At 47.7% G+C, this 26,991-nt stretch carries 29 protein-coding genes; 21 read left to right on the top strand and 8 right to left on the bottom strand.

What is annotated here, in order from left to right; translation table 11 throughout:
• The first annotated feature begins 188 nt into the window (after positions 1-188).
• The 9 genes from T472_RS07495 (at position 189) to T472_RS07455 (ending at position 8,684) form a co-directional block, all read left to right on the top strand.
• The gene (locus T472_RS07495) at positions 189-1,244 is read left to right on the top strand and encodes a hypothetical protein (RefSeq protein WP_023387214.1); all 1,056 of its coding nucleotides are present in this window, start codon (positions 189-191) and stop codon (positions 1,242-1,244) included.
• A gap of 41 nt (positions 1,245-1,285) precedes the next feature.
• Positions 1,286-1,843 (top strand): DUF6155 family protein, encoded by a 558-nt coding sequence (locus T472_RS07490; RefSeq protein ID WP_023387213.1) that lies wholly within the window; start codon positions 1,286-1,288, stop codon positions 1,841-1,843.
• A 276-nt stretch (positions 1,844-2,119) separates the two neighbouring features.
• The gene (locus T472_RS07485) at positions 2,120-4,630 is read left to right on the top strand and encodes a DEAD/DEAH box helicase family protein (protein ID WP_152975135.1); all 2,511 of its coding nucleotides are present in this window, start codon (positions 2,120-2,122) and stop codon (positions 4,628-4,630) included.
• Positions 4,605-4,937, top strand: coding sequence for a nucleoside triphosphate pyrophosphohydrolase (locus T472_RS07480; RefSeq protein ID WP_023387211.1), 333 nt, complete (start codon positions 4,605-4,607; stop codon positions 4,935-4,937). Before T472_RS07485 ends, T472_RS07480 begins: the two co-directional genes overlap by 26 nt.
• Before the next feature lie 138 nt (positions 4,938-5,075).
• Positions 5,076-5,255: a hypothetical protein gene (locus tag T472_RS07475; protein WP_023387210.1), complete on the top strand. Its 180-nt coding sequence runs from the start codon at positions 5,076-5,078 to the stop codon at positions 5,253-5,255.
• 107 nt (positions 5,256-5,362) lie between these two features.
• Entirely contained in the window at positions 5,363-5,854 is a 492-nt protein-coding gene (locus T472_RS07470) for an HD domain-containing protein (RefSeq protein ID WP_023387209.1), read from the top strand.
• A 339-nt stretch (positions 5,855-6,193) separates the two neighbouring features.
• Complete coding sequence (locus T472_RS07465) at positions 6,194-6,880, top strand: SatD family protein (RefSeq protein ID WP_023387208.1); 687 nt, start codon at positions 6,194-6,196, stop codon at positions 6,878-6,880.
• Entirely contained in the window at positions 6,873-7,628 is a 756-nt protein-coding gene (locus T472_RS07460; protein ID WP_023387207.1) for a DUF3307 domain-containing protein, read from the top strand. The genes T472_RS07465 and T472_RS07460 overlap by 8 nt, the downstream gene beginning before the upstream one ends.
• A gap of 219 nt (positions 7,629-7,847) precedes the next feature.
• Entirely contained in the window at positions 7,848-8,684 is an 837-nt protein-coding gene (locus T472_RS07455) for a hypothetical protein (protein WP_023387206.1), read from the top strand.
• A 106-nt stretch (positions 8,685-8,790) separates the two neighbouring features.
• Here the strand turns inward: T472_RS07455 and T472_RS07450 are convergent, their stop codons facing one another.
• From T472_RS07450 to T472_RS07430, 5 genes are all read right to left on the bottom strand, one after another.
• On the bottom strand, positions 8,791-9,312 hold the full coding sequence (locus T472_RS07450) for a hypothetical protein (protein ID WP_023387205.1): 522 nt from the start codon (positions 9,310-9,312) through the stop codon (positions 8,791-8,793).
• The gene (locus T472_RS07445; RefSeq protein ID WP_023387204.1) at positions 9,276-10,823 is read right to left on the bottom strand and encodes a TrkH family potassium uptake protein; all 1,548 of its coding nucleotides are present in this window, start codon (positions 10,821-10,823) and stop codon (positions 9,276-9,278) included. Before T472_RS07445 ends, T472_RS07450 begins: the two co-directional genes overlap by 37 nt.
• A gap of 91 nt (positions 10,824-10,914) precedes the next feature.
• Positions 10,915-11,595 carry a potassium channel family protein gene (locus tag T472_RS07440; RefSeq protein WP_023387202.1) on the bottom strand — a complete coding sequence of 227 codons (681 nt, stop codon included), beginning with the start codon at positions 11,593-11,595 and terminating at the stop codon, positions 10,915-10,917.
• The gene (locus tag T472_RS07435; RefSeq protein ID WP_023387201.1) at positions 11,592-12,245 is read right to left on the bottom strand and encodes a potassium channel family protein; all 654 of its coding nucleotides are present in this window, start codon (positions 12,243-12,245) and stop codon (positions 11,592-11,594) included. The genes T472_RS07440 and T472_RS07435 overlap by 4 nt, the downstream gene beginning before the upstream one ends.
• 18 nt (positions 12,246-12,263) lie before the next feature.
• Positions 12,264-12,653: a tetratricopeptide repeat protein gene (locus T472_RS07430; protein ID WP_023387200.1), complete on the bottom strand. Its 390-nt coding sequence runs from the start codon at positions 12,651-12,653 to the stop codon at positions 12,264-12,266.
• Positions 12,654-12,913: 260 nt separating this feature from the next.
• On the opposite strand from T472_RS07430, the gene T472_RS07425 reads away from it, so the two are divergent.
• Together T472_RS07425 and T472_RS07420 are read left to right on the top strand one after the other, a co-directional pair.
• Positions 12,914-14,389 (top strand): DUF4118 domain-containing protein, encoded by a 1,476-nt coding sequence (locus T472_RS07425; RefSeq protein WP_023387199.1) that lies wholly within the window; start codon positions 12,914-12,916, stop codon positions 14,387-14,389.
• Positions 14,390-15,079 carry a response regulator gene (locus tag T472_RS07420; protein ID WP_023387198.1) on the top strand — a complete coding sequence of 230 codons (690 nt, stop codon included), beginning with the start codon at positions 14,390-14,392 and terminating at the stop codon, positions 15,077-15,079.
• Between the two features lie 169 nt (positions 15,080-15,248).
• On the opposite strand, the gene T472_RS07415 is transcribed toward T472_RS07420, so the two are convergent.
• Both T472_RS07415 and T472_RS07410 read right to left on the bottom strand, forming a co-directional pair.
• On the bottom strand, positions 15,249-16,034 hold the full coding sequence (locus T472_RS07415; RefSeq protein ID WP_023387197.1) for an EFR1 family ferrodoxin: 786 nt from the start codon (positions 16,032-16,034) through the stop codon (positions 15,249-15,251).
• A gap of 93 nt (positions 16,035-16,127) precedes the next feature.
• Positions 16,128-16,685 carry a M15 family metallopeptidase gene (locus T472_RS07410; protein ID WP_023387196.1) on the bottom strand — a complete coding sequence of 186 codons (558 nt, stop codon included), beginning with the start codon at positions 16,683-16,685 and terminating at the stop codon, positions 16,128-16,130.
• A gap of 210 nt (positions 16,686-16,895) precedes the next feature.
• On the opposite strand from T472_RS07410, the gene T472_RS07405 reads away from it, so the two are divergent.
• Together T472_RS07405 and T472_RS07400 are read left to right on the top strand one after the other, a co-directional pair.
• The gene (locus T472_RS07405) at positions 16,896-17,222 is read left to right on the top strand and encodes a hypothetical protein (protein WP_082447612.1); all 327 of its coding nucleotides are present in this window, start codon (positions 16,896-16,898) and stop codon (positions 17,220-17,222) included.
• A gap of 195 nt (positions 17,223-17,417) precedes the next feature.
• Positions 17,418-18,491 carry a branched-chain amino acid aminotransferase gene (locus tag T472_RS07400; RefSeq protein WP_023387194.1) on the top strand — a complete coding sequence of 358 codons (1,074 nt, stop codon included), beginning with the start codon at positions 17,418-17,420 and terminating at the stop codon, positions 18,489-18,491.
• Positions 18,492-18,595: 104 nt separating this feature from the next.
• Here the strand turns inward: T472_RS07400 and T472_RS07395 are convergent, their stop codons facing one another.
• A complete protein-coding gene (locus T472_RS07395) occupies positions 18,596-20,641 on the bottom strand; it encodes a DUF2079 domain-containing protein (protein WP_023387193.1) in 2,046 nt (681 codons plus the stop codon).
• 15 nt (positions 20,642-20,656) lie between these two features.
• Here T472_RS07395 and T472_RS19740 point away from each other — a divergent pair, with 15 nt between their 5' ends.
• The 8 genes from T472_RS19740 to T472_RS07360 all read left to right on the top strand — a co-directional run bounded on the left by T472_RS19740 (position 20,657) and on the right by T472_RS07360 (position 26,975).
• Complete coding sequence (locus T472_RS19740; protein WP_207643960.1) at positions 20,657-20,812, top strand: hypothetical protein; 156 nt, start codon at positions 20,657-20,659, stop codon at positions 20,810-20,812.
• Positions 20,813-20,890: 78 nt separating this feature from the next.
• A complete protein-coding gene (locus T472_RS07390; RefSeq protein ID WP_023863485.1) occupies positions 20,891-21,586 on the top strand; it encodes an AzlC family ABC transporter permease in 696 nt (231 codons plus the stop codon).
• Positions 21,586-21,921 (top strand): branched-chain amino acid transporter permease, encoded by a 336-nt coding sequence (locus tag T472_RS07385; protein WP_023387190.1) that lies wholly within the window; start codon positions 21,586-21,588, stop codon positions 21,919-21,921. Before T472_RS07390 ends, T472_RS07385 begins: the two co-directional genes overlap by 1 nt.
• A 319-nt stretch (positions 21,922-22,240) precedes the next feature.
• Positions 22,241-24,301, top strand: coding sequence for an oxidoreductase (locus T472_RS07380; protein ID WP_023863484.1), 2,061 nt, complete (start codon positions 22,241-22,243; stop codon positions 24,299-24,301).
• 319 nt (positions 24,302-24,620) lie between these two features.
• Positions 24,621-26,024, top strand: a complete 1,404-nt coding sequence (atpD, locus tag T472_RS07375; RefSeq protein ID WP_023385833.1) for a F0F1 ATP synthase subunit beta — start codon at positions 24,621-24,623, stop codon at positions 26,022-26,024.
• Positions 25,996-26,403, top strand: coding sequence for a F0F1 ATP synthase subunit epsilon (locus T472_RS07370; protein WP_023385835.1), 408 nt, complete (start codon positions 25,996-25,998; stop codon positions 26,401-26,403). Before atpD ends, T472_RS07370 begins: the two co-directional genes overlap by 29 nt.
• A gap of 11 nt (positions 26,404-26,414) precedes the next feature.
• Positions 26,415-26,708 carry an AtpZ/AtpI family protein gene (locus T472_RS07365; protein WP_152975134.1) on the top strand — a complete coding sequence of 98 codons (294 nt, stop codon included), beginning with the start codon at positions 26,415-26,417 and terminating at the stop codon, positions 26,706-26,708.
• A gap of 3 nt (positions 26,709-26,711) precedes the next feature.
• Positions 26,712-26,975, top strand: a complete 264-nt coding sequence (locus tag T472_RS07360; RefSeq protein WP_023385840.1) for an ATP synthase subunit I — start codon at positions 26,712-26,714, stop codon at positions 26,973-26,975.
• The last annotated feature ends 16 nt before the right edge of the window (positions 26,976-26,991 follow it).

Here is a 26,991-nt window from a genome sequence, read left to right as displayed (position 1 = left end):
AGAGGGAAAGTCGAATGGATTAAATTGGAAGAAAAGGGAACGAACAAGATGACAAACAGGACATCTGGCCAGACGTCCTGATTTTCCGCGATTCATATGGTAGTTTGGATTCCGGTTTCAACGCCTATTCAAAATCTCCCTAAAAGATGAGATAATCTTATAAATGACGTATGACAGGAGAGTCTATTATGCTTATAGGTGAAGTCAGGGATGTGCTGAAGAAATACAAGGAGGAAGACCTCAGGCTTATCATAGCTGAAATGTACAAGGCCATGCCCAAGAAGCTTAAGGAAGAGAAAAAGGTGGATGAAATGCTGAAGGACATCCAGGGGTATGCGAAAGAATCGAAGGTGGAGAAGAAGGTTGAGAGACCTGACATGGGAATGCTGAAACCTGAAATCACGAGATTCATCCAGTATGCATACAGCCAATTCTACTTTGCTCCAAATAGCTTTGTCCATAAGAAGGACAGGCCCCAATGGAGGTTCTTGGTAAAAGACTATCTTGCCGCATTGCAGTTCTTCCCGGTGGATGGCGAGGAAGGGGAGGAAGCAACAACGCTTATGGAAGAGCTTTTCCACATGCTTTCCTATGGCTGCAGCTACTATATATTCAACACCAACAATCCGTTCAGGTCGATTGGAATAAGCCAGCTGAACCTTCTTGACACCATACTTGCAAGAAAATTCCATAAAGGTTTCAGCTCTCAGAACATCAGGTCCGCAATCATGTTTGTGGTGGACACCGAGACACTCGGTAATGCACTGGTGTTCCGTCTTATGGACAAGTTTGCAACACCGGATTCAAAGATCATCGCAATTGAACAGGGTAAGCTCCTGAAGATGGAACTGAGCCTTCAGCACTCGAAACAAGCTAAGAATTCCAGTCCGTCAAGCATGGAAAAGTACATGCATAGTCTGATGATTGAGAACCTTGTTGACATGGTTTTCTGGCTTAACATAAGACTTGGAGAATATGACGATGCGATAAGGTACTTCAAGACAAACAACAACGAGGATAATCCGGAATTTGCCCTAGACTCGTTGCTTTCGAGGCTATATATGTGCGAGCTCAAGGACAGATGGATCAGGGAGTATGAGGACGCAGCAAGGAAGAAGATAAAGCCCCGGGAAACTTTGCAGCGCATGTATGCCTTCATAAAGGAACATGATGCGTTGCCGAATGAGTCAGAAACGAAGGAGTTGAACAAAAGGCAAATAACCGAATTCGTCAATAAGCTTTAGGCGGTTCAGTAACTGCAAAACATAAATTTCAGGAGGATAAGATGGCTAAACAGATGACTTTGACAGAACTTAAGAATAAGCTGAAGGGTATGGAGAATGCTGAACTTATTGAGCTCATTTCAGGCCTTTACAAGGCTAATGGGATGGTGAAGGAAATCCTTAACAGCCGGTTCGCAGGCGAAGGCTATCAGGCTGAGATGCTCGAAGCCTACAAAAATAAGTTGGAGAAAGAATTTTTCCCGAAGAACATGAGGAAGATGCCGTCATTGAAGACCGCAAAATCCTATGTGACTGATTTCAAGAAGATCGGGACTGACGAAATGGTCATGGACCTGACACTTTACTACGTCGAATGCGGAACCGAATTCACAAATACCTTCGGGGATATGGATGCTCAGTTCTATCAAAATATGGTAAGTATGTTTGAAGAGTTTGCACACCAGATCAATGTTAATGGCACGAAGGAAAACTATGAGACCCTGAAGAAGAGGATAAGGAAGCTTGTCCATGATGCTTCGGGAATTGGCTGGGGCTACAGTGAAGAGATCTATCAGGTCTATGCAGATATATATAAATATGATGACGAAGAAGAAGACTGATAAATCCTGTCAGATGATTAGTTGGGAATTGAACAATTGAAATGGTACTGTTTTCTGCGAATGTATTGCAAATTTGGACTAAGCCCGATAATGTGACAGCCTTTCGGGCTTTTTTTCATTTGTGAAAAGTAATGGAGCCATCCCTGCGGGAAGTATAATTGACAGTGAAAGTCTTATAAACATTGGTGGTATATGTTAAGATAAATGAGATTAGTGCGAATATTATAATTGCTTACTTTTGATCGTATCCGATAGCGTTTCGAAATTTTGGCGGAGGTGAAGGGATTGACTTATACTGCAAGAATACCGGCCAGCCTGAACTGCATAACCGGAGGTGATGACCACCTTTATAGCAGGCTCAGGGAGTCTATCTCAAAGGCCTCCAGGATAAGCATAATCGTCTCTTTCCTAATGGAATCAGGAGTCAGGATGTTGACTGATGACCTTAAGGGTGCAGCAGAGCGTGGAGTGAACATCAGGATACTCTGCGGTAACTACCTTAACATAACTCAGCCGCAGGCTCTATACCTCCTTAAGGATTCTTTGGGAGACAATGTGGACCTGAGGTTTTACGATGTGGAAAGGAAATCCTTCCATCCGAAGGCTTATATCTTCGAGAACGCTGGAAAAGGTGAGATTTTCGTTGGTTCTTCCAATGTTTCGAAGACAGCACTCACTGATGGGATAGAGTGGAACTACAGGGTGGATTCTTGTGATAACCCTGATGACTTCAGCCATTTCAAGAATACCTTCGAGGAACTGTTCCTAAACCGATCCCGGATTATAGATGATAAAGAGCTGAAGAGGTACTCAAGGCAATGGAAGAGACCTAAGGTATTCGAAGACATTGAAAAGTTCGGAGACAAGACGGAGGACTCTTATGATATGGGGGTTTTGGAATTCCCGAGTCCTGTCGGAGCACAGATCGAAGCTCTGTATGAGCTCAGGAAATTAAGGCAGGATGGCTGGGAAAAGGGGCTGGTGGTTGCGGCTACGGGCCTTGGCAAGACTTACCTTGCAGCCTTCGATTCGAGGGAATTCAGGAAGGTGCTGTTCGTGGCCCACAGGGACGAGATCCTCTCCCAATCCGAGAGGACCTTCAGGAATGTCAGGCCTGATGCTGCAACAGGGTTTTTCAAGGGTGACACCAAGGACAGGGAATGCGACATACTTTTCGCTTCAGTGCAGACACTTGGGAAGAAGGAGTATCTGACTGACAGCCTCTTCAGTGAGTCAGAGTTTGACTACATTGTCATTGATGAGTTCCACCATGCCGTTTCAGAAAACTATCTGAACATAATAAGCTATTTCAAACCGAAATTCCTTCTTGGACTTACAGCGACACCTGAGAGACTGGACAACCAGGATGTGTTCGCGCTCTGCGACTATAACGTGGTCTACGAGGCAAGGCTCAAGGAGGCCATAAACAAGGGCTGGCTGTCACCTTTCAGGTATTACGGGATATTCGATGATACGGACTATTCAGTTATCGACTACAGGCAGGGAAAGTATGACGAAAGGCAGCTCGAGGAAGCCCTCAGCATAAACAAGAGGGCTGACCTTATCATGGAAAACTATGGCAGGTACCGGAGCAAAAGGGCGCTTGGCTTCTGTGCAGGAAGAAAACACGCAATATATATGGCAGGCTGCTTCAATGAGCATGGGATAAAGGCATGCGCAGTAGTGAGCGGGGACAGAGGCTTATCAAAGAACACAATGGAGCGGGGAGAAGCCATACAAAAATTCCGGAAGGGTGAGATCAATGTGCTGTTTTCAGTGGACATGTTCAACGAAGGACTGGATGTGCCGGACGTTGACATGGTCATGCTGCTCAGACCTACAGAGTCGCCTACGGTATTTCTCCAGCAGCTTGGCAGAGGGCTTAGAAAAAGCATAGGCAAGAAGTACGTCAACGTCCTGGACTTCATCGGTAATTACAGGAAAGCCAACCTTGTGCCGTTTTTCCTTACAGGAAATGGTGAAGCAGGTGATAAAAAGCCTCGGAAGCCTTTAATACCAGATGAAGAGGATTACCCGGATGGATGTATGGTAAGCTTTGACCTGAGGCTAATGGACCTCTTCAGGAAGCTTGAGGAGCAGCAGAAGGATGCCTTCGGCAGGATAGCAGATGAGTATTTCAGGATAATGGAGCATGTTGGAGAACGCCCGTCAAGGCTACAGATGTACACTTACATTGATGATTCGGTAAGCCTCATCATAAGGTCAAGGAAGGAACTTAACATCTTCAGGGACTATCTTGGTTTCCTTGATAAGATCGGAGAGCTATCAGAGAAAGGGAGAGCTCTTCTTGACACCAAGGCCCATCAGTTCCTCAGGGAAATCGAAAACACCAGCATGTCCAAGCTGTACAAGATGCCTGTGCTTCTTGCCTTCTACAATGGAGGGAAGATAAGGGCGAAAATAACTGATGACGATATTTTTGAGAGTTTCAGGGATTTCTACTCGCATGGAGCCAACAAGGTTGATATGCTCAGGGACAAGGGTACGGCAGGTTTTGCCGATTGGGGCAGGAAGGAATATGTTGACCTTGCCAGAAGGAATCCGCTTCACTATCTTCAGGAGACTTCGCATGAATTCTTTGAATTCAGTGATGATGGATTCTGCCTTAACAAGGACCTGCTGCAATATATTGCAGACGAGGAGTTCGCAAGGCAGTTCCATGACGTGATAAGCTGCAGGACAAGGAAATTCTACAGGGAGAGGCTTGAAAAACTTGAAAAATCATACGAGGAGATTAGGAATGGCTATAAGGACTATAAGATATGACAAGCTGGTTAGGGACAGGATACCTGAGATAATCGAGATGGATGGAAAGAAAGCTGAAATTGAGATACTCGGTGACGAGGAATATAGAAGGTGCCTCAATGAGAAGCTTTCGGAAGAACTTAAGGAGTACCTTGAGAGCGGCAAGCTGGAGGAGCTTGCTGACATCATGGAGGTAATATACGCACTTGTTGACCTGGAAGGCACGAGCCGCGATGAATTTGAATGTATCAGGGCCGAGAAGGAAGCAGACCGGGGCGGATTCAGGAAGAGGCTGTTCCTCAAGGAAGTAAGGGTCTCAACTGATTGAAAACGCCCTGAACCGGATTATGATACATGTACGGACAAAAAATAATCTGGCAATTTCACGATTCAACAAATGTTCACATATTTGTCTCATGCCTGATACTGAGATGGTGTAGCATTAAGCTTGAGAGGAGGAGATCTTATGAAGAAGCCAATCTACAAGAAATGGTGGTTCTGGCTGATAATTGGCGGGATGATGGTAGATTCGATATCCCTTTACTGCCTGCTGAACTGGAAAAAGAAACAGGATGCTGAGAAAACCAGTGATGATACAAAGGACGAAGAGAAGTGCTGCAAAGGGTTTTTTTCCTGCAGGTCATAAGAGCTGATTTAAGGCCATTCCGGTGCGGGATGGCTCTTTTTGATATATAATGATGGGTGTAGTCAAATGATGCACGTTTGACTTTAGCTTTCAAGGGGAGTGACATTATGAGGTCTGGCAAGGTAATTGATGCAATGATAAGGTATTATGCTGGAGACGTGAGGAGGATAAACCATTTCCTCAAGGTTTACGGATTCTCAAAGGCGATTGGTGAGATGGAAGGGCTGGATGACAGGACACAGGAGATTCTTGAGGTCACTGCCGCAACCCACGATATTGGAATCAAAAACAGTGAGGAGAAATACGGGAATTGCTCTGGCGCGCACCAGCAGGTAGAAGGACCTCCTGAAGCAAGGAAGCTCCTTGAAGGGATTGGCTTTGAGGAAGACATCATCGAAAGGGTCTGCTTCATAATTTCAAGGCACCATACCTATAAGGATATCCAGGGTATCGACTATCAAATACTCGTAGAGGCTGATTTCCTTGTCAATGCATTCGAGGACAAGCTCCAGGAAGCTGCTATAAAGAGCTTCAGGGACAAGGTGTTCAGGACTGGAACCGGGAAAGTGTTCCTCGAAAGGTTGTATGGAGAAATATAGCAGATGGATACACAGAACCTGATGTATTCATGATAAATCGTGTGAAATCATATTATTCATCATTTAGGATATAATTAGGGAATATAGCTGAATTTATGAATAATACTTATGGAAATGGAAGTGAAGGGATGTTTAGGATCATCTTCACTTCCTTTGCTTTCTCAGAATTCATATTCTGACGAAAATGGAATAGACGCTTAAATATATATTGAATCGACAATTGAGAACTGGATTATTCATAAATATGGAAATATTATTATATTATAACCTTAAAAGTGAATGATGATTGATTATTCATTATAATGGTTATATAATTTAGTTGGAAAAGGTGGTGATGATATGGGTTCCTTTTTCTTGAAAAATACACACATTGCAATTATAGGTGATATTAAGGACTCCAGAAAAATTGCAAACCGGAGTGAAGTTCAGAGTAGATTGAAGATGGTTCTTGATGGTATCAATCATGGTTATGATGATGATATTGCTTCAAAGTTCATAATCACTCTTGGTGATGAATTTCAGGGGTTATTATGTGAAGGTTCAAATACAATGAAGATAATATCGGAAATTGAAATGAAAATGCATCCGATAAGGCTCAGGTTTGGAGTCGGAATCGGTGAAATAACCACTGAAATTGACAAGGAGATGTCGCTGGGCGCTGATGGTCCGGGGTACCATAAGGCAAGGGAAGCTATAAGCTACCTGAAAGAAAATGAAAGAAAAAAGAGCACATATTCTGCAGACATCAAATTCGAGACTGAGAGCGGAAATGACGTGCCTATAAGGCTTGTAAACACAATATTGGTTCTAATGACAGTGATAAAGGATTCCTGGAGCGACAGGCAATGGGAAATAATTGGGGATATGTTTGGGCATCAGGACACTCAGGCTGATGCCGCAAAAAGGCTTGGAATCCGGCAGCCTGCAGTTCAAAAAAGTCTTGCTTCAGGAAAGTATTATGCATATTGTGATGCCCTTGACGCAATTGGGGAAGCCCTTGAAGGGATAAGGAGAAGAGATGGTTAGGGGGTATTTTGCTTATCTTCTGCTCGGGCACATCCTAGGGGATTTTTACCTCCAGACCCAGGTAGTCTCAGATCGGAAGGAAAAGAGCCTGAAGTGGGTTATATTGCATGGTGCAGCATATCTGGGGGCATACGTGATTGCAGCGCTTCCGATATTCTCGATCGAGGTGGCACTCGTTGGGATGGTCGCTTCTATTGCCCATTTTTCAGTGGACATGATTAAGTATGGATACTCGCTGAAGATCAGTAATGGCAGAAATACAAATATTCTCGAGAGGAACATCTTTTTTGCTGACCAGACACTACATGCAGTAAGCCTGATGATAATTGCGTATGCGGCGACTCTATACTGTACACCCATAACCTCACCAGGACTTATCACAGGTTTTCTTGAAGTTGTCGGAATGACTGGTGAAGCGGCATCATCCTGGATCATTGCCGTACTCCTTATACACAAGCCGGTTAACATCGCCATCCAGAAGCTGCTGATGGTATACAAACCAATTAGCAGCGATGTGACGAGGATAAATGACAACAATGCAGGGAGATTCATCGGAACGGTAGAGCGGCTGATTATGCTGATTCTGATCTCCAACGGTCAGTATTCAGCGATTGGATTAGTGCTTACAGCTAAGTCAATTGCAAGGTACGATAAGATCGCAAAGGAACCTGAGTTTGCGGAGTATTACCTTCTGGGTACGTTACTGAGCACGCTATGTGTCATTATCGCTTCAACAATACTTCGCTGAGCTTAATATAGGTCATAATCAACACTTGAAGTGGAAAATAGAAATCCAAATAATTGTGGTGGCGTTTTCTGATGCAGATATCTGAAGAGGTGGTAAAGGAAAGGCGTGGCATTTAAATTTTGGTAAGGTCTCAAACCGACACAAAGGATTACTTCCGTCAATCACTGACGGCAATGATGTCTCTCGCACGATTGTTATGCATAATATTGGAGGCATGAAATGGAAAGCGACCTCATCAATGGAAAGCTCAAGTCAGAACCTACTGAACTAAAGGGAACATCAATACTTCTGATGATTACCTCGCTGCTAGCACTTTTTGCTTCACTTGCGGGAATACTATCCAGCGGTACATACCGTGAGCTGATACCTGCAAAAGCCATTACAGAGTACCTCATCCTCGGTTCGGTAGTCCAGGATATCATAACGGTACCTGTTTCAATTGCACTGTTCACCTTATCTTTCGCATATATCCGGCGAAACGACAGGAGGGTCCTCACTGCCATGGCGGGGCTTGCATCATACATATTCTACGGATACGCCCTGTATTCCATACAGGGACAGTACACAAGCCTGTATCTGGTTTACCTCATGCTGTTTGGAGCATCCGCCTACGGACTTATGTTCATGGTTCCCAAGCTCATCCAAGGTTCCAGAGGTACTGAGGTGCCAAAAGGACTCAGGAGAGGAATTGCAGGATTCCTTCTTCTTATTCTCGTGGTCCTTGCGCCGGTATGGATATTGAGGATGCTGCCGGATATCGCCAAGAGAGCGCCTTGCGAGCTGTATGGGGTGTTCGTGCTTGACCTTGCTGTGGTTTTTCCGGCATTTGGAATAATATCTGTTAACCTTCTAAGGAACAACGCTGCCTTCGACCTGCTTACCGGCACAGCCCTTGTCAAGGTGTTCACCCTGTGCCTGTCAGTGGGACTCGGTGAGTTCATAAAGCCTTCCTTCGGGTTTCCGCAGGACATTGCAATGACTGCAATATTCATAACCCTTACTGCAGTTTCAGCGATACTTTCAGTGCTTATTTTCAGGAAGCTTAAGGCTGACTGAATATTGCTTCAGCATCCAAAAAAGAAGCGTGCCGTAAATCCGGCACGCTTCCGTATTGTCTTGAAAATGAGCCGGGAGTGATTGATATGCTCCCGGCTTCTTTTACTCAGGCATCAAGATGCCTGACATTATGCTTTTTCCTGAGGCTTGACTGCCTTAGGAAGTAGATGGCAAAAGGGGCTGCTGCGATTGAAAGGATTGAAGCCCATATCACTTTAGCCGGGCTCGCCCGGTGGACGATTGCCTCTCCAGGATTTGTGATTTCAACCGTTTCCGCATGGATATCAGGCTCACCGCCATGTACAAGGCATGCCCTGCTGAAGGTCCCGGTGATCATAAGGGTATCCCCCTTGTGGCCGTAGTCGCCGAAGTGACCGATGCTGTCAGCTGACAGCTTGTCCATCCACACGCCAATGGAGTTTGTTCCATCGTTGACGTTTACCCAGGTTCCTCCTGTCCTTTCCATTTTCTCGCCTATGGCTTCAGCGGTTATAGTCACTTTTTCACCATCCAGGGAAATCGCATTCTCGACCAGGTCGTTTATCGAATAAGTCGTTGATGCCTCAGCTGCGGTTGATGGGAAGAGGAGTATCAGGCTGAATATGACCGCACGGATATATTTTTCCATAATCTTTTCAGACCTCCTCCCATATAACCTATCAGTGCGAATACCGAAAGGAACTCAAGCCTTCCAAGGAACATAGCGATGATGTAGTAGACCTTGAGTGCCGCAGGCATTGCCGGACTTGTCACACCGATTGATAATCCGACATTTCCTGTGACCGATGCTGCCTCAAACGCGGAATGTGACAATGGATAGCCGTAGTAGGCGCCGAGCATGGTCCCTGCACCGAACATGACGACATAAAGCAGGATGATGAGGGCGGAAGACTTTACCAGGCTGTCATCCAGCACCTGCTCCTTAATATGGTGGAACTTGTTCACCTTCACTATCCTCTCGGAGGTAAGGAGCTTCTTGACATCGACTATTATCCCCTTGAAGACCACGCCTGCCCTTAGCCCCTTGAAGCCTCCTGCTGTGGAGCACGCCGAGCCGCCTATTAGCATTACGATGATCATGATGAGTATGGCGAAATCGCCCCATTCAAGCGCGAACTGCCTTGCATATACTGAGCCGAGACCGGTAGTGGTATGCGCAGAAATTACGTTGAACACAACTCTCCTGAACGCTGACACAGCATCCGGATACACACCAAGCCTTGCAAGCCCTGCAAGTGCAAGTACCGTTGAGATGAAGGCGGTGATGAAGAAGCTCTGCGTTTCGATGTTTTTCACAAGCTCCTTCTTCTTTCCGTGCCACATCGCGTAATGCAGCCCGAAATTGAAGGAACCGAGTATGAAGATAACCATGGCGATAGTCTCATAAGTTATGCTGTGGTAGTACATTATGTTCTGGGAGTTTGGTGCAAACCCACCGGTACTCCACGATGATTCGAACATGTACAATGCGTGAAGAAACGATGACAGTGGCCTGAGTCCGATTGCGATCCCTGTTATCCACAGGGCACCTGTTCCGATCGTGAGATACACCATGCTGATCTTCCATATCTGTCTCGCGGTTCCCTTGACGTTAGGAAGAAGCTCGATATCCTTGCCTTCACCGACATACATCTTGTAGGCTCCGCCGGTTTCCCTTACGAGGAAGGTCAGAGCGAGGACCACCATTCCCTGGCCGCCGATGAAAGTGAGGATGTGTCTCCACATGTTCAGTCCGTTCGAGATATGGTCGATATCCTGTGTAAGCACAAGACCCGTGGTCGTGAATCCGCTCATGACATCGAACATCGAGTCGAGCAGTGAAGGATTATGGCCGCTCAGCCTGTAAGGAATGGCACACAGGAACGTAAGAAGTATCCATGAGAGTGAAGCGATTATGAAGCCATGCTTCCACTGCAGGTCCGACTTTCCGACCTTGACCCTTTTCCCCAGCATTATCATCCCGATACCAGCGATTGAAGAGATCGAGATTCCAATCAGAAAATCAAGCACAGGCTCCCATTCACTGAAGTACAGCGACGTGAAAAGGGGGATCACCATCAAAGCAGAAATGCTAGTGACGATGTACCCCGTGTAATAGCTTATTACCTCGGCATTGGATGCCTTTTTCACGGTGTTCATTTTCATTTCATCAGCAATGCTGATGCCCCGACGGTCATTGCTATGAAGAAGGCTACAGTCAGGAGTTCAGCTATTATTCCCTTTATCTCGGTCATATTAATTTCCATTTTTTTACACCACCATATATTTCTTTTGCCAGTATCGACAACGTATCAGTGTTAGTCACAAGGAGTGCACGGTCGCCTGAGCACAGGACCGTATCCCCCTTGGGATAGATCACCTTGTTTCCCCGAAGTACGGATGCGAAGACGCATTCTTCAGGCAGCGTAAGGTCTGCTATCCTTCTGCCGTCCCATATCATCCGGCTGTTCAGGGCTACTTCGGCGAGGACCATCGAACCTCTTTCGAAGGTGGATACGATCCTGATGTCGTCCCTGTTGAGCTCGTTCTCTATGAGTGTTGCTATGACGGCGGTACTGCATACCGTTGTGTCAATCCCGAGAAGCCTGAACATCTCCATGTTCTTGGGATTGTTGACCCTTGCTATGGTCTTGTTAATGTTGAAGGTAAGCTTCGCTATCTGGCATATGACCAGGTTTTCCTCATCGGAGCCTGTGACTGCAGCAACTATCTCCGCATTGTCTATGCCTGCGTCCTTCAGTACCTCGGGGTCTGTCCCGTCTCCCTGTATGACATCGGCGCCTATGGCATCAGCTGCTCTCATACAGGCATCCTTGTCGCGTTCGACAAGGGTTGCGCAGTGTCCTCTCTCGTGGAGTGTCCTGAAAAGGTTGTAGCCTACCTTTCCCCCTCCGATTATCAGTGCTCTCATACAAACATCTCCCTGGTGAGCAGCCCCATCAGCTTTTTCTTGTCTTCCGACCTTAAGGTAGCGATGAGCCTGTCGCCCTTCTTCACAGGGTCATCTTTTTTTGGAAGGCTCATATCGCAGCCTCTAATAAGGCCGCTGAGAAGACATGAGCATTTCGACTCGATTTCACCTACGGTTGCAGTCACTTGCCTGTCGACGAGAAGCTCGACTATCTCATGTTTCGAGCCAAGCTCTGCCAGTATGTCGAACCGCTCTACCAGAAGCTTGCCCTTGAGCACATCAACTCCGGACTGGACCGGATTTATGGTATCTATGCCGATAGTCTCGTAGATGAATTTCTTGTTTGGCTCGTTGACCCTTGCGATTACCTTAGGCACCTTGTGGACCCTGTCTGCGATCATGGAGACTGTTATGTTGACATTGTCGTCATGGGTGACGGCAAGCAGTGCGTCAGCCTTGTCTATCCCGGCTTCCATCAGCTTGTCATTGTCGTATTCAACACCCTTTATCCGCAATCCGTTGAATCCCGAGCCAAGCCGCTCAAGGTTCTCATCATCCCTGTCAAGGATGCAGATATCATGGCCGTTGTCGGACAGCTCCTTTGCAAGCGTGCTTCCAAGCCTTCCGCAGCCGATTATTATTATGTACATAGTTACCGACCTCTAATCCTATATTCTTTTTCTTTGGTTTCTGGACTTGTACTCAGAATACGCGAAAGAGGCCGGAAGCTCTTCTATTTTGCAGGCATCACCATAATCCGGTGTTCCGGTGTTCCTTGCGGTACTGTAGGCTGTGATCCTGTCGAGGTTCCTGCTTGCAGGCAGGTATGACGGATCAAGTGCATATGCTGCCCTGTAGTGCCTGCAGGCAAGCGTCAGGTCGCGTCTCAGCTCCGCGATTATTCCAAGCAGGTTGTGGTATTCTGGCTGATTCTGGTCCTCTTGGGCAGCCTGTCCCAGCAGTACCCTGGCCCTGTCATAGTCTCCAAGCTTGATAGCTGTTGCTGCAGAACCAATCTTGCTTGTATAGGCAGTCGATGGCTCCTGTTTTGTGTACATCTTTATTCCTCCATAGGATCAACAATGTCTTGATGTTGGTCACTTTTTACAGATTCATATTAGCAGTTTTCGTATAAACATGGTGTTAAGACGGAGGATACGGTATAAATTTCGTATAAAGATTTCGCGGGTGACCTACTATGCTGATAAAATACGGTAATAGGATACAAGGATGCTCAGAGGAGCTATTTCAAACAGTGTGATACGGGCATATAATTGAGGGGATGGAATAAGTGGACCTTAACTTTGGAGGCGCTGAAATGACTGACAGGACAGGGAGAAGGAAGAATGACAGGCAGGTCATGAGGAATGTCCTTGTGACAGCAGGGATAAGCATCGGCACTACCCTTGTCTCTTACCTCATCAACCATGTGGGGTTCGAGGAGACTAACATCGTTGTAATCTACATACTCTCAGTACTTATGGTGTCGAGGTATACCAAGGGGTACTCATACGGCATTTTTGCTGCGGTGGCGTCCATGCTCTCCTTCAACTTCTTCTTCACGGATCCGGTATATACGTTCAAGGTCGACGACAGCTCATACTTCGTGACGTTCTTTGTGATGCTTATGGCAGCGATAACCACAAGCGCACTGACAAGCAAGCTCATATACTCCAAGCAGCTTTCAGACTCAAGGGAAAGGCAGTCAAGGACACTTTCTGTCGTGACTGGTGCCCTTGCTGACACCAGCGAAATACAGGAGACTGCCGAGGTGTCGGCGAGGTATCTTGCGAATTTCCTTGCCAAAGAGGTAGAGTGCTATATTAAGTCGGAGAATGATACATACCTCGTAACGGCTTATCCGGATGGAACTGTAAGAAGGTCCCATGAACCCGTGGAACCATCTGCGATAAAGGACAGGATGATGAACAGCTACACTTTCCCAATAGAGGTGAAGGGGAGCAACATCTGCTACTTCAGGCTGCCGGAAGAGGTTGAGGAGCTAGACGGGGATAACCGTCAGCTGGTCTCTTCCATAATAATGCAGATAACGATCTCCATGGAGAGGGTGCTGCTCATAAGGGAAAGGGAGATGGCAAGGTCCGAGGCGGAGATGGAGAGGTTCAAGAGTAACCTGCTGAGGGCGATATCGCACGACCTGAGGACGCCCCTCACCAGGATAACAGGAACCTCCGAGATGCTTGCAAGCAAACTAAGTGAGAAGGAAGACTCAGAGCTCGCGAAAGAGGTCTACAATGATTCACTCTGGCTTGCGAGGCTCGTTGAAAACATACTTAGCTTCACAAGGGTCCATGAGGGTAACCTGGCTATAAAGATACAAAGCGAAGCGGTCGATGAGATATTTTCGGAGGTTGTCGAACTTTCAGCAAGGTATTACCCGAACCACAGGATAAGCGTCGCAGCGCCTGAAAGCGTCCTGTTCGTGCCCATGAACGGAAAGCTCATTGTCCAGGTGCTGATCAATCTCATAGGCAACGCCTGCGAACATACTACGCCGGAAAATGAGATCAGGCTGAAGGCATGGCCTGAGGAGGGAAGGGTCTGGTTTCAGGTCTCTGATGACGGGTGCGGATTCATCGAGAATGACATACCGAAGATATTCGACATGTTCTTCGTCTCCACCAACAGGAGGACCAGCGATAAGCAGGGCCTTGGCCTTGGCCTCGCCATATGCAAGGCTATAGTCGAATTCCATGGCGGGAGGATATTCGCTGAGAACAACACAAATGGAGGAGCCACGGTAAAGTTCTATCTGAAGGGAGATGGTGAATAGATGCTGAATCCGCTGCTTCTGATCGTTGAGGATGACAAACAGATAAGGAACTTCATAAATTTCTCCCTGACGTCCCAGGATTACGAGTGCATAGAGGCAACCACCGGCAAGGAGGCGATCAACATAATCGCCACTCATAACCTTTCCGCAATAATACTCGACCTTGGCCTGCCTGACATGAGCGGTATGGATATCATAAGGAAGGTCAGGAGCTTCTCGGACATACCGATAATAGTAGTCTCAGCCCATGACCAGGACCATGACAAGGTTGAAGCCCTTGATGCGGGAGCAGACGACTACCTTACGAAGCCATTCTCCATAAAGGAGCTTCTTGCAAGGATAAGGGTGATCTTCAGGCATTTCGATGTAACGAAAAAGGACATCCCCTCCGTTTACAGGGTAGGGGACCTGGAGATAGACATGGAGAAGCACAAGGTAAGCCTGGAGGGAAGGGAGATACATTTCACTCCCATGGAATATGCGGTGCTGACGCTTCTAGTCAAGAACGCAGGAAAGGTGCTGACGCACAAATACATCTTAAAAGAAGTCTGGGGATCGGACCTTGAAAGCGACATGCAGAGCGTAAGGGTGTTCATGGCTAACATCAGGAGAAAGCTTGAGAACAATCCCACAAAGCCCAGATACATACTTACTGAAGTGGGAATCGGGTACCGCTTCGCAGACGAATAGCAGTGGTTTATGACTGATTGCTGCATTCAATGAGATACAGCGTGAAGGGTGATCATGCAATGCAAAAGACTGAAAGAAGGAGCTGCAGTTCCTTCTTTCAGTCTTTCCTCTTAGTACCTGGATCTTCCCTGCTTCAATCCAGGATATTGGTTAATCTATGGTTACTTGTTCAAATGACAGGGGTGAACAGCTCAGGCTGCTTCCTCTCGCTGCAGTTTGCTTCAAGCCATCCCGAAAAGCTAACCACTGATCCATCAGAGAAGGATTTTGCATCGGATGGGCACTTCTTTATGCAGCTGCAGCACTTGATGCACAGGCTTGGATCCGCAGAACTGAAGTCATTGAAGTCAATGGCTCCGGTGGGGCAGTTCCGTGCGCATATCCCGCATTCTATACATGCGTCGCCTGTTATAGGTGTATCTGGCTTAGAAGGCTTCCTCTCCTTGTAAGGCAGATTTCCTGGCACATCGAACTTAGCAGGTGAATCTGGTTCCTTATTAAGCATACTAATGAGTCCATTGCCAAACCGTTTTGCGGATTCAAGGTCCTCGCTGTCAGGTCTTCCGCCTGCGACCTTGGCTGTATACGAGTGCTCCCCTATGAATGCTGCCGCAGCGATCAAGAAAGCTCCTTTTGCTTCAAGGATATCCTTAAGCTCAAGGAGAGAATCGTCATAATGCCTGTTGCCGTAGACTACGACAGGAACCATAAGTGCTCCTTCCGCCTTGATGGAATCAATGGTTTCAGAAAGAAGCGAAGGAACCCTTCCTGCATAGACCGGGACACCCATTATCACAAGGTCACCTGACCCGAATTCAAGCACCTGGCTCCTTGAGGAAGGGAGAGTAAGGTCTATCGAATCATATTCAAGTCCGGTTCCATCAGCGATTGCTTTTACAACCTTCCTTGTTGTTCCTGTGGGGCTGAAGAAGACTATGGTAAGCTTTCTCATCATGGCATGCCTCCTGGTTTGTGTTCAGAGATTGGATCTTGAGTAATATATACAAGTATACACCAGGATCCCCCGATTCATAAGTCTCGCTTGCCATTATGGTTTTTCATAACCTTCAGGGTATCTGATCCTTGTGAAGATGTCGGTCTCGAAGTGAGGCATATCCTGATTGCTTTCCCAGTAGTAGCCGGCTGTGAGACCTATCCTCTTCGCTATTTCAGCGCACTTCCTGAAGAACTCCGGGTCATCGTACTCGTGTCCAGGTGAATTCTTTGCAATATCGAACGCATTTCTTCTGGTATGCCTTGAATCATTGGTCCAGGTCACTATGCTTCCAGGAGATGTCCTTCCCTTTGCATAGAGCTGGTCCTGCCTCTCCTGTGTCCTGTAGGTTTCGGCAATCGTGACATCAAGACCCTCATCTTCTGCGATATCAAGGAAAAGAAGCGCAGCCTCCCTGGTCTTCTCATCAAGCTCGTCAAGGCTGTCTATCCTTGCATAAGGGTCCTCATACGTCCTGGTATCAGGAAGGGTTGAGAACGCACTGAATAAGCCGTAGCCTGCAGCGATTAGCAAACCGAACATTATAATAAAGAACCTTGCCTTGTATCTTCTTCTCTTCCGTAATGGTTTCGAACCTCTCGAAGCTGTCATCTTATCACCAGCCTTTCCAAACAGTATCCATATAAATAATGAAACCTGCTTTATACATTCCTTAATTTGGACGTATATTTTCATGATTCAGGTTTAAGCAGGCAAAGCGAAAGTGATGATCTAGGTTAAAAATGATCTCAGAAGTGCTAATCTAAGGTTAGAGGATAGGGTAGTTTGCAGGAATCATATCGAACCTCAGTAGGTGATTTCATGGTCAGACCTGAAGAAGTAAGAAGATCTTCAAGGAAAGCCCTGGAGGAGAACTATAAGTTCAGGACATATCTAAAGATCCATGCTGACACTAAAGACCTGGACAGAAGATTCCTTAGGCTCCACAAGGAACTTTTCGCAGGATATGACTGCAGGAACTGCTGCAAGGAATACCGGGCTGATTTCACGAACAAGGAAATTGAAAAGGCAGCAAAGCTCCTTTCGATTTCAGGGCTGAGCCTTTTGGATTCAGCGGACGTCTGCCCTGTGGTTTTCGAGATGTTTGAAAGGCTGAAGGGTGAGTACGGGTTCAGACGGCACAGATAACCCTGAAAATCATCAAAGATTCACATATTGCACTATGGAAACAGGTAGATTTTGCCTGTTTTTTACATTCAAACGATTACATTTTTAGAGTGTTTGTGAAGAAGGCGAAGAATAGTGTTATAATGATTGGAGATTATACTAAGGCGGGTGACAGTGGAAATCACCTGACACAAGAAAAAACGCGAGGTGTTGTAAGTGGTACAGGATATCAGAGTAGAGCTGACAAAGAACAAGAGGGTTAAGCCCGACATGAAGACGGTAAAGTTCGGGAAGTCTTTCTCAGACCATATGTTCCTCATGAACTATGAGGAAGGCAAGGGCTGGTTTGATCCGAGGATAGTTCCATACGGACCGGTCGAGATGGATATGGCGTGCATGGTATTCCATTACGGTCAGGAGATATTCGAGGGCATGAAGGCGTACAGGACCTCTGAAGGAAAGGTACAGCTGTTCAGACCAACTGAGAACATAAGGAGAATGGCAATATCGGGAGAGAGGCTGGTCATGCCTGCAGTTGACGAGGACATGTTCCTTGCAGCACTCAAGAAGCTCCTGGAAGTAGACGCTGAGTGGGTCCCTTCGGAAGAAGCGACATCCCTCTATATCAGGCCGTTCATGATAGCGACGGATGTGGGCCTTGGTGTCCATGCGTCGAAGTCCTACCTTTTCTCGATAATAACCTGTCCGGTAGGAAGCTACTATCCGGAAGGACTGAATCCGATCAAGATCATGATCGAGAGCCAGGATGTCAGGGCTGTAAGAGGCGGAACAGGAATCGCAAAGTGCGGAGGAAACTACGCGGCATCCCTAAGGGCAAGCCTTCTCGCAGAGTACAAGGGTTACTCACAGGTACTCTGGCTTGACGGAGTCGAGAGGAAGTACATCGAGGAAGTCGGAAGCATGAACATCATGTTCAAGGTGAACGGAGAGGTCCTTACACCAAGCCTTACCGGTTCAGTGCTCGCCGGAATAACAAGGAAGTCATGCATCGAGCTCATGAAGACCTGGGGCATAGATGTAACAGAGAGACTGATAACAGTTGATGAGATAGTTGAAGCTGCTGAAAACGGCACACTGGAAGAGGTCTGGGGAACCGGAACCGCAGCGGTTGTTTCTCCTGTCGGCTGGCTGACATACAAGGACAAGACCTTCGAAATCGGCGGCGGAAAGATAGGCACCCTTACACAGAAGCTGTATGACGGGCTTACCGGAATACAGTGGGGCAAGGTTCCAGACACTTTAGGCTGGACAGTCCCTGTAGAAAAGTAAAATTGTTCACCCCCCTGAATCCTGTAATGCTCCGGATTCAGGGGGGTGTCTGATTTTATGCTCTTGTATCGAAGCTTCTAAAAAAGCCTGATATCTGGAAGACTCTAGCGTTTTAGAATGAGTATCTCATCTTCTTCCATTGTAAGGATCTCATACCCGTCAGATAGGAACATCGGTACAATGGACTCGTGGTCACCCTTGTAGGCAGGCCGCAGGTCTATGGCTATGTAGTCAGCTTTGAAATAGGTACTGCCTTCAAGGTTATAGTCTATGTCATAGATTGCTTCACGGTCTGAAAGGTATCCTGTCAGGTAGCAGGTCGCTAGGACGGAGCTTCCTTCAGGGATCTCATCCATTGCATGCTTCATCGAAGTCAGTGTATCTTTATTGGCTTCAAGCATCCTGGGGTAGTGCTCGTACGCTGCAAGGTAAATTGAGGATACGAGGATGCCTGAGGAGATTGCTGTGGCCATAAGGAAGCTGATTGCAATACGGGAGAAACCAGAAGCTTTGTTTGCTTTTCCTTCTCGTGATCCTTCTGCTGCATCCGCCTGGTCCTTAACGAAAAGCAATGCCATGTACAGCAAGAGGACATATGAGCCGTAGTTGTACTGGAACCTCATGTCGTACTGGTACTGGTAATCCACCATCAGGTTCATGAGAAGGAATGGGACAATGAGGACCCACCGGCTGAGCTTCCTTGTGAACAGCGGCATGAATCCAAGGGGAGACAACATCTGGATGATGTAGCCAAGCTTTTCCCTTGCAAGGACCTTTGACAGTATGAAGCCGGGATTTCTAACTACCGCATACGGAACCGCAAGAAGAGACCATTCGGGAACACCGATAAGTTTTTCGAACCGTCCTGTCATTGCGCCTTCCCCGAACCTGTTGAGATACCTGACAGCACCGATAAAATAGGCGCCGGAGGTGAAGAGCATGGCAAGTCCCTCCCTGACCATTTTCCTTTCGAATATGATGAAGGCAGAGAGGGTCCATACGTAGAGTGCGGCATCCTCCTTCACTGACAGGGTCAGGAGGGTGAATATGAGCATTCCAGGCCTGTTCCTCTTCTCGATGGCTAAGATCAGCAAGAGAAGGAAGGGGACAAGGAAGCAGTTCTCGTGAAGGTCATAGAAGCCTGATGTCATAAGGGCTGCACTGAACAGATATATGATTGAGAAAGCCATCTGTACCCCTGCTTCAAGCCTGAAGTGCCTGGCTATCAGAACCATTGGAACCATACCGGAACCGACTATCACCGCCTGAAGGACGTTGAGGGTTGCCGGAGTCCTTATAAGAGTGAAGAACGGCAGCATCAGATAATATACCGGTGACAGGTGGATCCTGAAATGCGATAGCAGGGTATTCCGCTCCAGGGTGGTCACAGGCTTAAATGTTTCAGCCATGTTGTGGAACATCTGGGCAAAGAGGTTGAAGTCGTAGGTCGGCGTCGACAGCGTCTCGAATCTTGCATAAAGTATCCGTCCGCTAAGGAAGACCTGGATGAGCATGGCAGTAATGGCTACAACTGTCACCATGCGACCTTTATTGAAGGAGTCTGACTTAACATTAATTATGATGACAAGTGCAAGTATAAGGGCGATGCATATGACAACGAAAGGTATTACTGTATCAAGGGAAGCTCCTGAAAAAAGCGAAGCTACAGCATCCTCCCAGGGGATGACAAGAAGATTGATTATTATCATAAGGAGGCCAAATAGGCAAAGCGTCATGTCCGGAAGCTGCCTTTTCCTTAAGGCTGAGAAGAATATCCCCCTTGCAAGCATGAGCGACGTCAGGTTAACCAGGAGAAATGAAGCGGCGGGTACTAAATAGACAAATCGCTGCATGGCAGACAAGGCGAGGAGTATCCATGACATGAAAAGAAGCCGGCCCGCAATATCAATGCCCTTCGCACGCACTGAAGCCTTCCTAACGATCAATAAAAGCAGTCCTGTAAAGGTGATCCAGAAAAGGAGCAATGGAAGAAGGCCCTCAAGTCCTGCATTCTCGAGGGAGAAATAGGAGGGCGTATTCCAGTTAATGAGGTTCATAACTGTGCTGGCCATGAGCCAGGAGGCTATCAGGGTTATGATGGTCTGTGAAACAGCAGGGCCATATAGTGCCCGGTTCTTATCAGTAGTCATGCCGGTCCTTTCATCATGGGAAGATTTCATTTGTCTGAATTTGGAAGCATATGCATATTGCTATTATACATTACAGGCTTTGCAATTCGCCTGAATCAGGAAGCATTTGCTGAAATATTTTTGGCTGGAGCTGAAAAGCCAAGGATTCCTGACTTGCAGGAGATTGCATGAATATGCAGTTTCATCGTTCAAAAAGGGTGATTTTGTGGTAAAATGATTCCTATAGCTTTTTTGATGGGAGAGATATGTTTGGAAAAGACCTTGAAATATTCGTTTCTGCAATCAGTGCCTGTACTTCTTGGGTATGTATTCCTGGGCATGGCATTCGGGATACTCCTGCAGCAGGCAGGCTATGGGGTACTCTGGGCATTCTTCATAAGCCTCACCGTATATGCAGGCTCCATGCAGTTCGTGCTGGTCTCGTTCTTAAGGGAAGGCACACCTCTTGGCGTAGTTGCCGCAATGACGCTGCTTATCAACAGCAGGCATATCTTCTATGGGATATCCTTCGTTGAAAAGTTCAAGAGGATGGGCAGGAAGTACTTCTATATGATCTTCTCACTTACTGATGAGACATATTCACTTCTGTGCGCACTTGATGTGCCGGATGGCGTGGATGAGAAGAAGGCTTCATTCCTTATATCAGCGATGAACCAGTCATACTGGGTCTTTGGAAGCGTACTCGGAGCAGTTGCGGGTCAGCTCATACCCTTTGACTTCACAGGCATAGATTTTTCAATGACTGCACTCTTCACGGTCATATTCATCGAGCAGTGGATGGGATACAAGTCCCATTTCCCGGCGATAGCAGGGATAATATCCTCACTCTTCTTCCTTTTGGTAGTCGGGCCTGACAGGTTCATCCTGCCAAGCCTCATTGCCACTGTGTTCATGCTCATGGCGGGAAAGAAGAAGGTAATTCATGCGATGGAGGGGGCAAAGTGATGACTATAGGATTCAATGAGTCAGTGGCTATTATAGCCGTTACAGGCGCAGTCACCATTGCAGTAAGGGCTCTGCCCTTCATACTCTTCGGAAGGCACAAGGAAATGCCGAAATCGATTGACTACCTTGGAAAGATCCTGCCTCCGGCAATAATTGCGACCCTTGTCGTCTACTGCCTGAAGGGGATTGATTTCACAAGCACAGGCGCATTCGTTCCGGAGCTTGTTTCAGCAGCCCTTGTAGCCATACTCCATGTCTGGAAGAGGAACATACTTCTGAGCATGGCAGGAGGAACGGTGCTGTACATGTTCCTGGTTCAGGTTGTGTTTGCCTGAAGATTGCCGCCTGAGAAAACCTCATCATAGCGCAGAACGCTGTCCTGAATATCTGGTTCCTGAAGCCATGGCCCTGGATAATCCCCGGTCCATGGCTTCAGCATTTGCAATGCAGCGGATTGGTTTAGATTTCCATATTAGGAAGGATTGAGCAAAATGAGGTTTTGGCATGCGTAAATCCAAATAAATGAGATGGTTTGTGTAAAATATCTCAAAATTGATAAATATTTGTCAGGTGAGTTGAATACCTTTACATGCAGCGGTATACTTTATGTATATTCATCAAACTGGTTCGGCGAATCGGTTTGGAAATAATAACATGAAGAGAGGCGAAACCATGTCAAAGTATCCTGCATTGTTTTCTCCTGTAAAGATCGGCTCCATGGAGGTTAAGAACCGCATAGCCATGATGCCCATGGGGGTCTTTTCCCCAAGGCTCATGGGACCGAACGGAGCCTATACGAAGGATGGCGCTGACTATTACATCGAACGCGCAAAGGGTGGGACGGGACTCATAATAACAGGGCTGCTTCCGGTGGCATGGCTTCCAAAGGGCCATGGACCAGGAGACCAGGGCGAAGGCTTCTACAAGTACATAGAACAGCAGAAGTACCTTGCTGACGGCATACACAAGTACGGGTCGAAGGTGATAGTCCAGATCACCGCACTTTCAGGCCGGTCAAGCATGCACCACACTGACCCTGCTCCGAGCGAGCTGCCGAATGTATGGGACCCTACACACAACAACAGGGAGATGACTGCAGCTGAAATAAAGGACTATATCGAGATGTTCGCTAATGCAGCACTTGCAAACAAGATGGCGGGAATAGATGGAGTGGAGGTCCACGCGGTACATGAAGGGTATCTGCTGGACCAGTTCACCATGGAGAACACAAACCACAGGACTGACGAGTACGGCGGAAGCCTTGAGAACAGGCTTAGGTTCCCTACAGAGATCGTACAGGCTATAAAGGCCAAATGCGGGAGCGATTTCCCGGTTACTGTCAGGTACAGCGTAAAGAGCTACATGAAGGGCTTCAACAGGGGAGCCCTGCCGGGAGAGAAGTTCACTGAGTTCGGAAGGGACTACGAGGAGAGCATAGTGGTAGCCAACATGCTTGCTGAAGCAGGGTATGATGCGCTGAACTGCGACAACGGCTCCTACGACAGCTGGTACTGGCCTCATCCGCCAGTCTACATGCCAAAGGCCTGCAACCTTGAGGACGTGAAGTTCCTGAGGAAGCATGTCTCGATTCCTGTCATATGTGCAGGAAAGTTCGATGACCCGGCTCTTGCCGACAGGGAGATAGCAGAGGGCGGAATAGATATGATGGGGATGGGAAGACCGCTTCTTGCCGACCCTTACATGGCTGACAAGTTCATGGCAGGAGAGGAATCTGACATCCGGCCATGCATTGGCTGCCATAACGGCTGCCTGTCTAGGATCTTCCAGATGAAGGACATCTCCTGCGCGGTGAATCCAGCCTGCGGAAGGGAGCTTACCTACGGCATAGGAAAGGCTGACAAGGTGAAGAAGGTCCTTGTTGTCGGAGGCGGAATCGGAGGCATGGAGGCAGCAAGGGTATGTGCGTTGAGAGGCCACTCCGTAGACCTGTATGAGAAGACAGGAAGGCTTGGAGGTCAGTTCATACCTGCATCGGCATTTGACTACAAGGAGGATGACAGGAGGCTTCTCACATGGTACGAGAAGCAGGTGAAGGATACCGGTGTCAATGTCCACCTAAATTCATATGCTGACAAGGATCTCATTAAAGCTTCAGGTTATGATGAGATCTTCGTAGCCACCGGGGCCGTGGAGAAGAAGCTAGCGACTCCAGGCTTCGACCAGAAGAACGTCACATATACGATAGATACGCTGATGAACGGAAACGTTGATGGGGAGAATATACTTATAGTGGGCGGAGGACTGACCGGAATTGAGATAGCCTGCGACCTTGGAAAGAAAGGTAAAAGAGTCACTGTAGTTGAGGCGACAGACACCATACTCAATTCCTTCGGGCTTTCAGCCGCCAACTACAACATGCTGATGGAGATGATAGACTATTACAAGGTGAACGTGATGAAGTCAACTGTCGTGACAAAGTACGAGAACGGTGTCGCTGATTTGGTCACGACAGTGAAGAACTATCCTAACATCAACAACAGGGCGAAGCTTATGTTTGCGGCAGGACCGGGAGGGATGCCTGTGCCTTCACAGGTCAAGGCGGACCACGTCATTGTTTCAGTCGGATACGTCAGCGACAACAGCCTGTATGAGGAGGTCAGGGCAGACAACGTCCATCTCATAGGGGATGCCGTGAAGCCTGAAAATGTGATGAAGGCCGTATGGGATGCATACGATGCGGCTAGGATGATCTGATCCAAAATTTCGGCAACCAGGGAAGTGTCTTGTGACTTCCCTGGTTCTTTTTTTGGAGTTTGAGGATTATGACCACATTTCAGGCCATGTTTGCGCTCAATAATCCTTAGATGTCATGTTGCTGCCCTCCGGTCATTATTCATAGGGAAATCTCCCTTTAACTGAAAAAGAGGGGAAACTTGCAGATGAGGATTTGGACAGTTCGCAGAACATTCACACCGAGGAAATAGTCGGTTTTTAAAATATGGATATACTGTAGGTGAAATATAAATATTTGAGTTTGGATACCTTGAGCTTATGAGGAGTAAAGGTGACAGATATGGATGATAGAAATGTGGGTAAGATAGCAGCCGTAAGAGGAAGCGTTATCGAAGCGGTCTTCGAAGACAGGCTTCCTTCGGTAAACAGCATGCTGCTTACAGGAAGGGACAGCAAGGTGATCCTGGAGGTGAACTCCTTCATGGATGAGAAGACAGTGAAGGCCGTTGCCCTTACCTTCACTGCCGGAATAGCCAGAGGGGACGAGGTGATTGATACAGGAAAGCCGATAACAGCGCCTGTGGGGACCTGGGTGCTCGGAAAGATGTTCGATGTGTTCGGCAACCGTCTGGACGGTGAAGCAGAGAGTGGTGCAACTGAAGGTGTGGAATACAGGGAGATATACCAGAGGCCCCTTCCATTTTCCAGGAGAATATCATCAGATGAGATATTCCAGACAGGAATAAAGGCGATTGACGTACTCGCTCCGCTTGCAAAGGGTGAGAAGGCAGGATTGTTCGGAGGTGCCGGAGTCGGGAAGTCGGTCCTCATCACTGAACTTATCAACAACATGGCACACAAGCTAAAGGGCTACAGCATATTCTGCGGGATAGGGGAACGTTCAAGGGAGGCAGAGGAGCTGTACAGGGAGATAAGGGACGCCGGAGTACTTGGGAATGTGGCGATGGTCTTCGCGCAGATGAACGAACCGCCGGGAGCTAGGTTCAGGGTGGGACATGCGGCTCTTACCATGGCTGAGCATTTCCGGGATGTGGATAAGAAGGATGTCCTCCTCCTCATTGACAACATATTCAGGTTCATCCAGGCAGGTTCCGAGCTTTCGGGACTTCTGGGAAAGATGCCGTCGAGGGTGGGGTACCAGCCTACGCTGGCAAGTGAGCTTTCAGAGCTTGAAGAGAGGATATCCAGCACCAGGACAGGCTCAATAACTTCCATTCAGGCTGTGTATGTTCCTGCGGATGACTTCACGGACCCTTCAGCCACACATACGTTCTCACATCTCTCATCATCCGTGGTGCTATCTAGAAAAAGGGCATCGGAGGGTCTCTATCCTGCAATCGATCCGCTTGCATCCTCATCCAAGATGCTGAATCCTGCAATCGTTGGGGAAAGGCACTACAGGATAGCCTCGGGGATCAGGAAGAACCTGGCGACATATGAGGAGCTTAAGGACATCATTGCAATACTTGGCATAGAGGAGCTGTCAAGGGAAGACAGGGATGTGGTGTACAGGGCACGAAGGCTTGAACGTTTCCTTACTCAGCCGTTTTTTACGACAGAGCACTTTACAGGAATGAAGGGAAAGCTGGTAGACCTTGAGGAAGCTCTGGAGGGCTGCGAGAGGATACTTAATGACGAGTACATGGAGCATGCTGAAAGCGACCTGTACATGATAGGAAGGGTCGGAGAAGCTGATGCCAAAAGGCTTGAAAGGGAAGGATGACATGAGGATCAGGGTAATAGTGCCGAACGGCATGGTCCTTGAAAGGGAGGCCCTTAAGATCACCGCACCCGGGACGGAAGGGTTCTTCCAGGTGCTTCCGAGACATGTCTCAAGTTCCTGGAGCCTTCGGCAGGGGGTCCTTACGGTGCTTGGTGAAGATGGTGAGGAGCACATGGCTATTGATGAGGGGTTCCTTGTGAAGCAGGATGACCTGGTCATAGTGACCTGCCTGCGGGCAATGAGGGGGGAATCCCTTGAGACTCTTCTCGAATCCGTGGACAGGAGCTTCAGGGAAACTGAGGAGAAGGAACAGCAGCTGAAGGAAGTGCTTGTGAAGCTGGAGACAGAAACGCTCAAGAGCTTCATGGACCTTGGATGAAGGGAGGCAGCATGGATAAGGATAAGTCGCCTGAGGACAAGCTGAAGGAACAGGTGGAAACGGATTCGAAAAAGAAGATCAGGTCAAAGAGGGAAGGCAGGGAAATAATGTCGAACATAGGTGTTTTCGGGATGGTCGGCTGGACAGTGGCCATACCGGCGCTGATAGGAATAGCAATAGGAAGCTGGCTGGACAGAAGATACGAGTCAACAGTCTCATGGACGATCACCATGCTTGTCGTGGGAATGACAGCAGGCTGCATAAATGCCTGGCGCTGGGTTAATGAGAAGAGGAAGGGGGACTGAGGGATGGATGCCTTGATCGGATTTATCGCGGGAGTTGTTCTTGGAGGCCTGTTCTTCGGAGGGCTCTACCTTACTGTTACAAGGCTTGAAAGGTCCGGGAATCCTGCTGTACTTATGATGATCAGCCTCATTGTGAGGATGGCGGTGCTGCTTTCAGGCATATACTACCTGTCACAGGGGGACTGGAGGCGCATCGTAGGGACTCTGGCCGGTGTAATGGTCTCAAGGTTCATCCTCATACGGCTGGTAAGGGAGGAGAAGGTATGAGAGGAGGTGAGTGGAC

The sequence above is a fragment of the Youngiibacter fragilis 232.1 genome (assembly GCF_000495435.3).
Lineage (GTDB): Bacteria > Bacillota > Clostridia > Clostridiales > Clostridiaceae > Youngiibacter > Youngiibacter fragilis.
The sequence above is the reverse complement of the archived record's forward strand: the minus strand, read 5'-3'. Positions and strand labels throughout refer to the sequence as shown.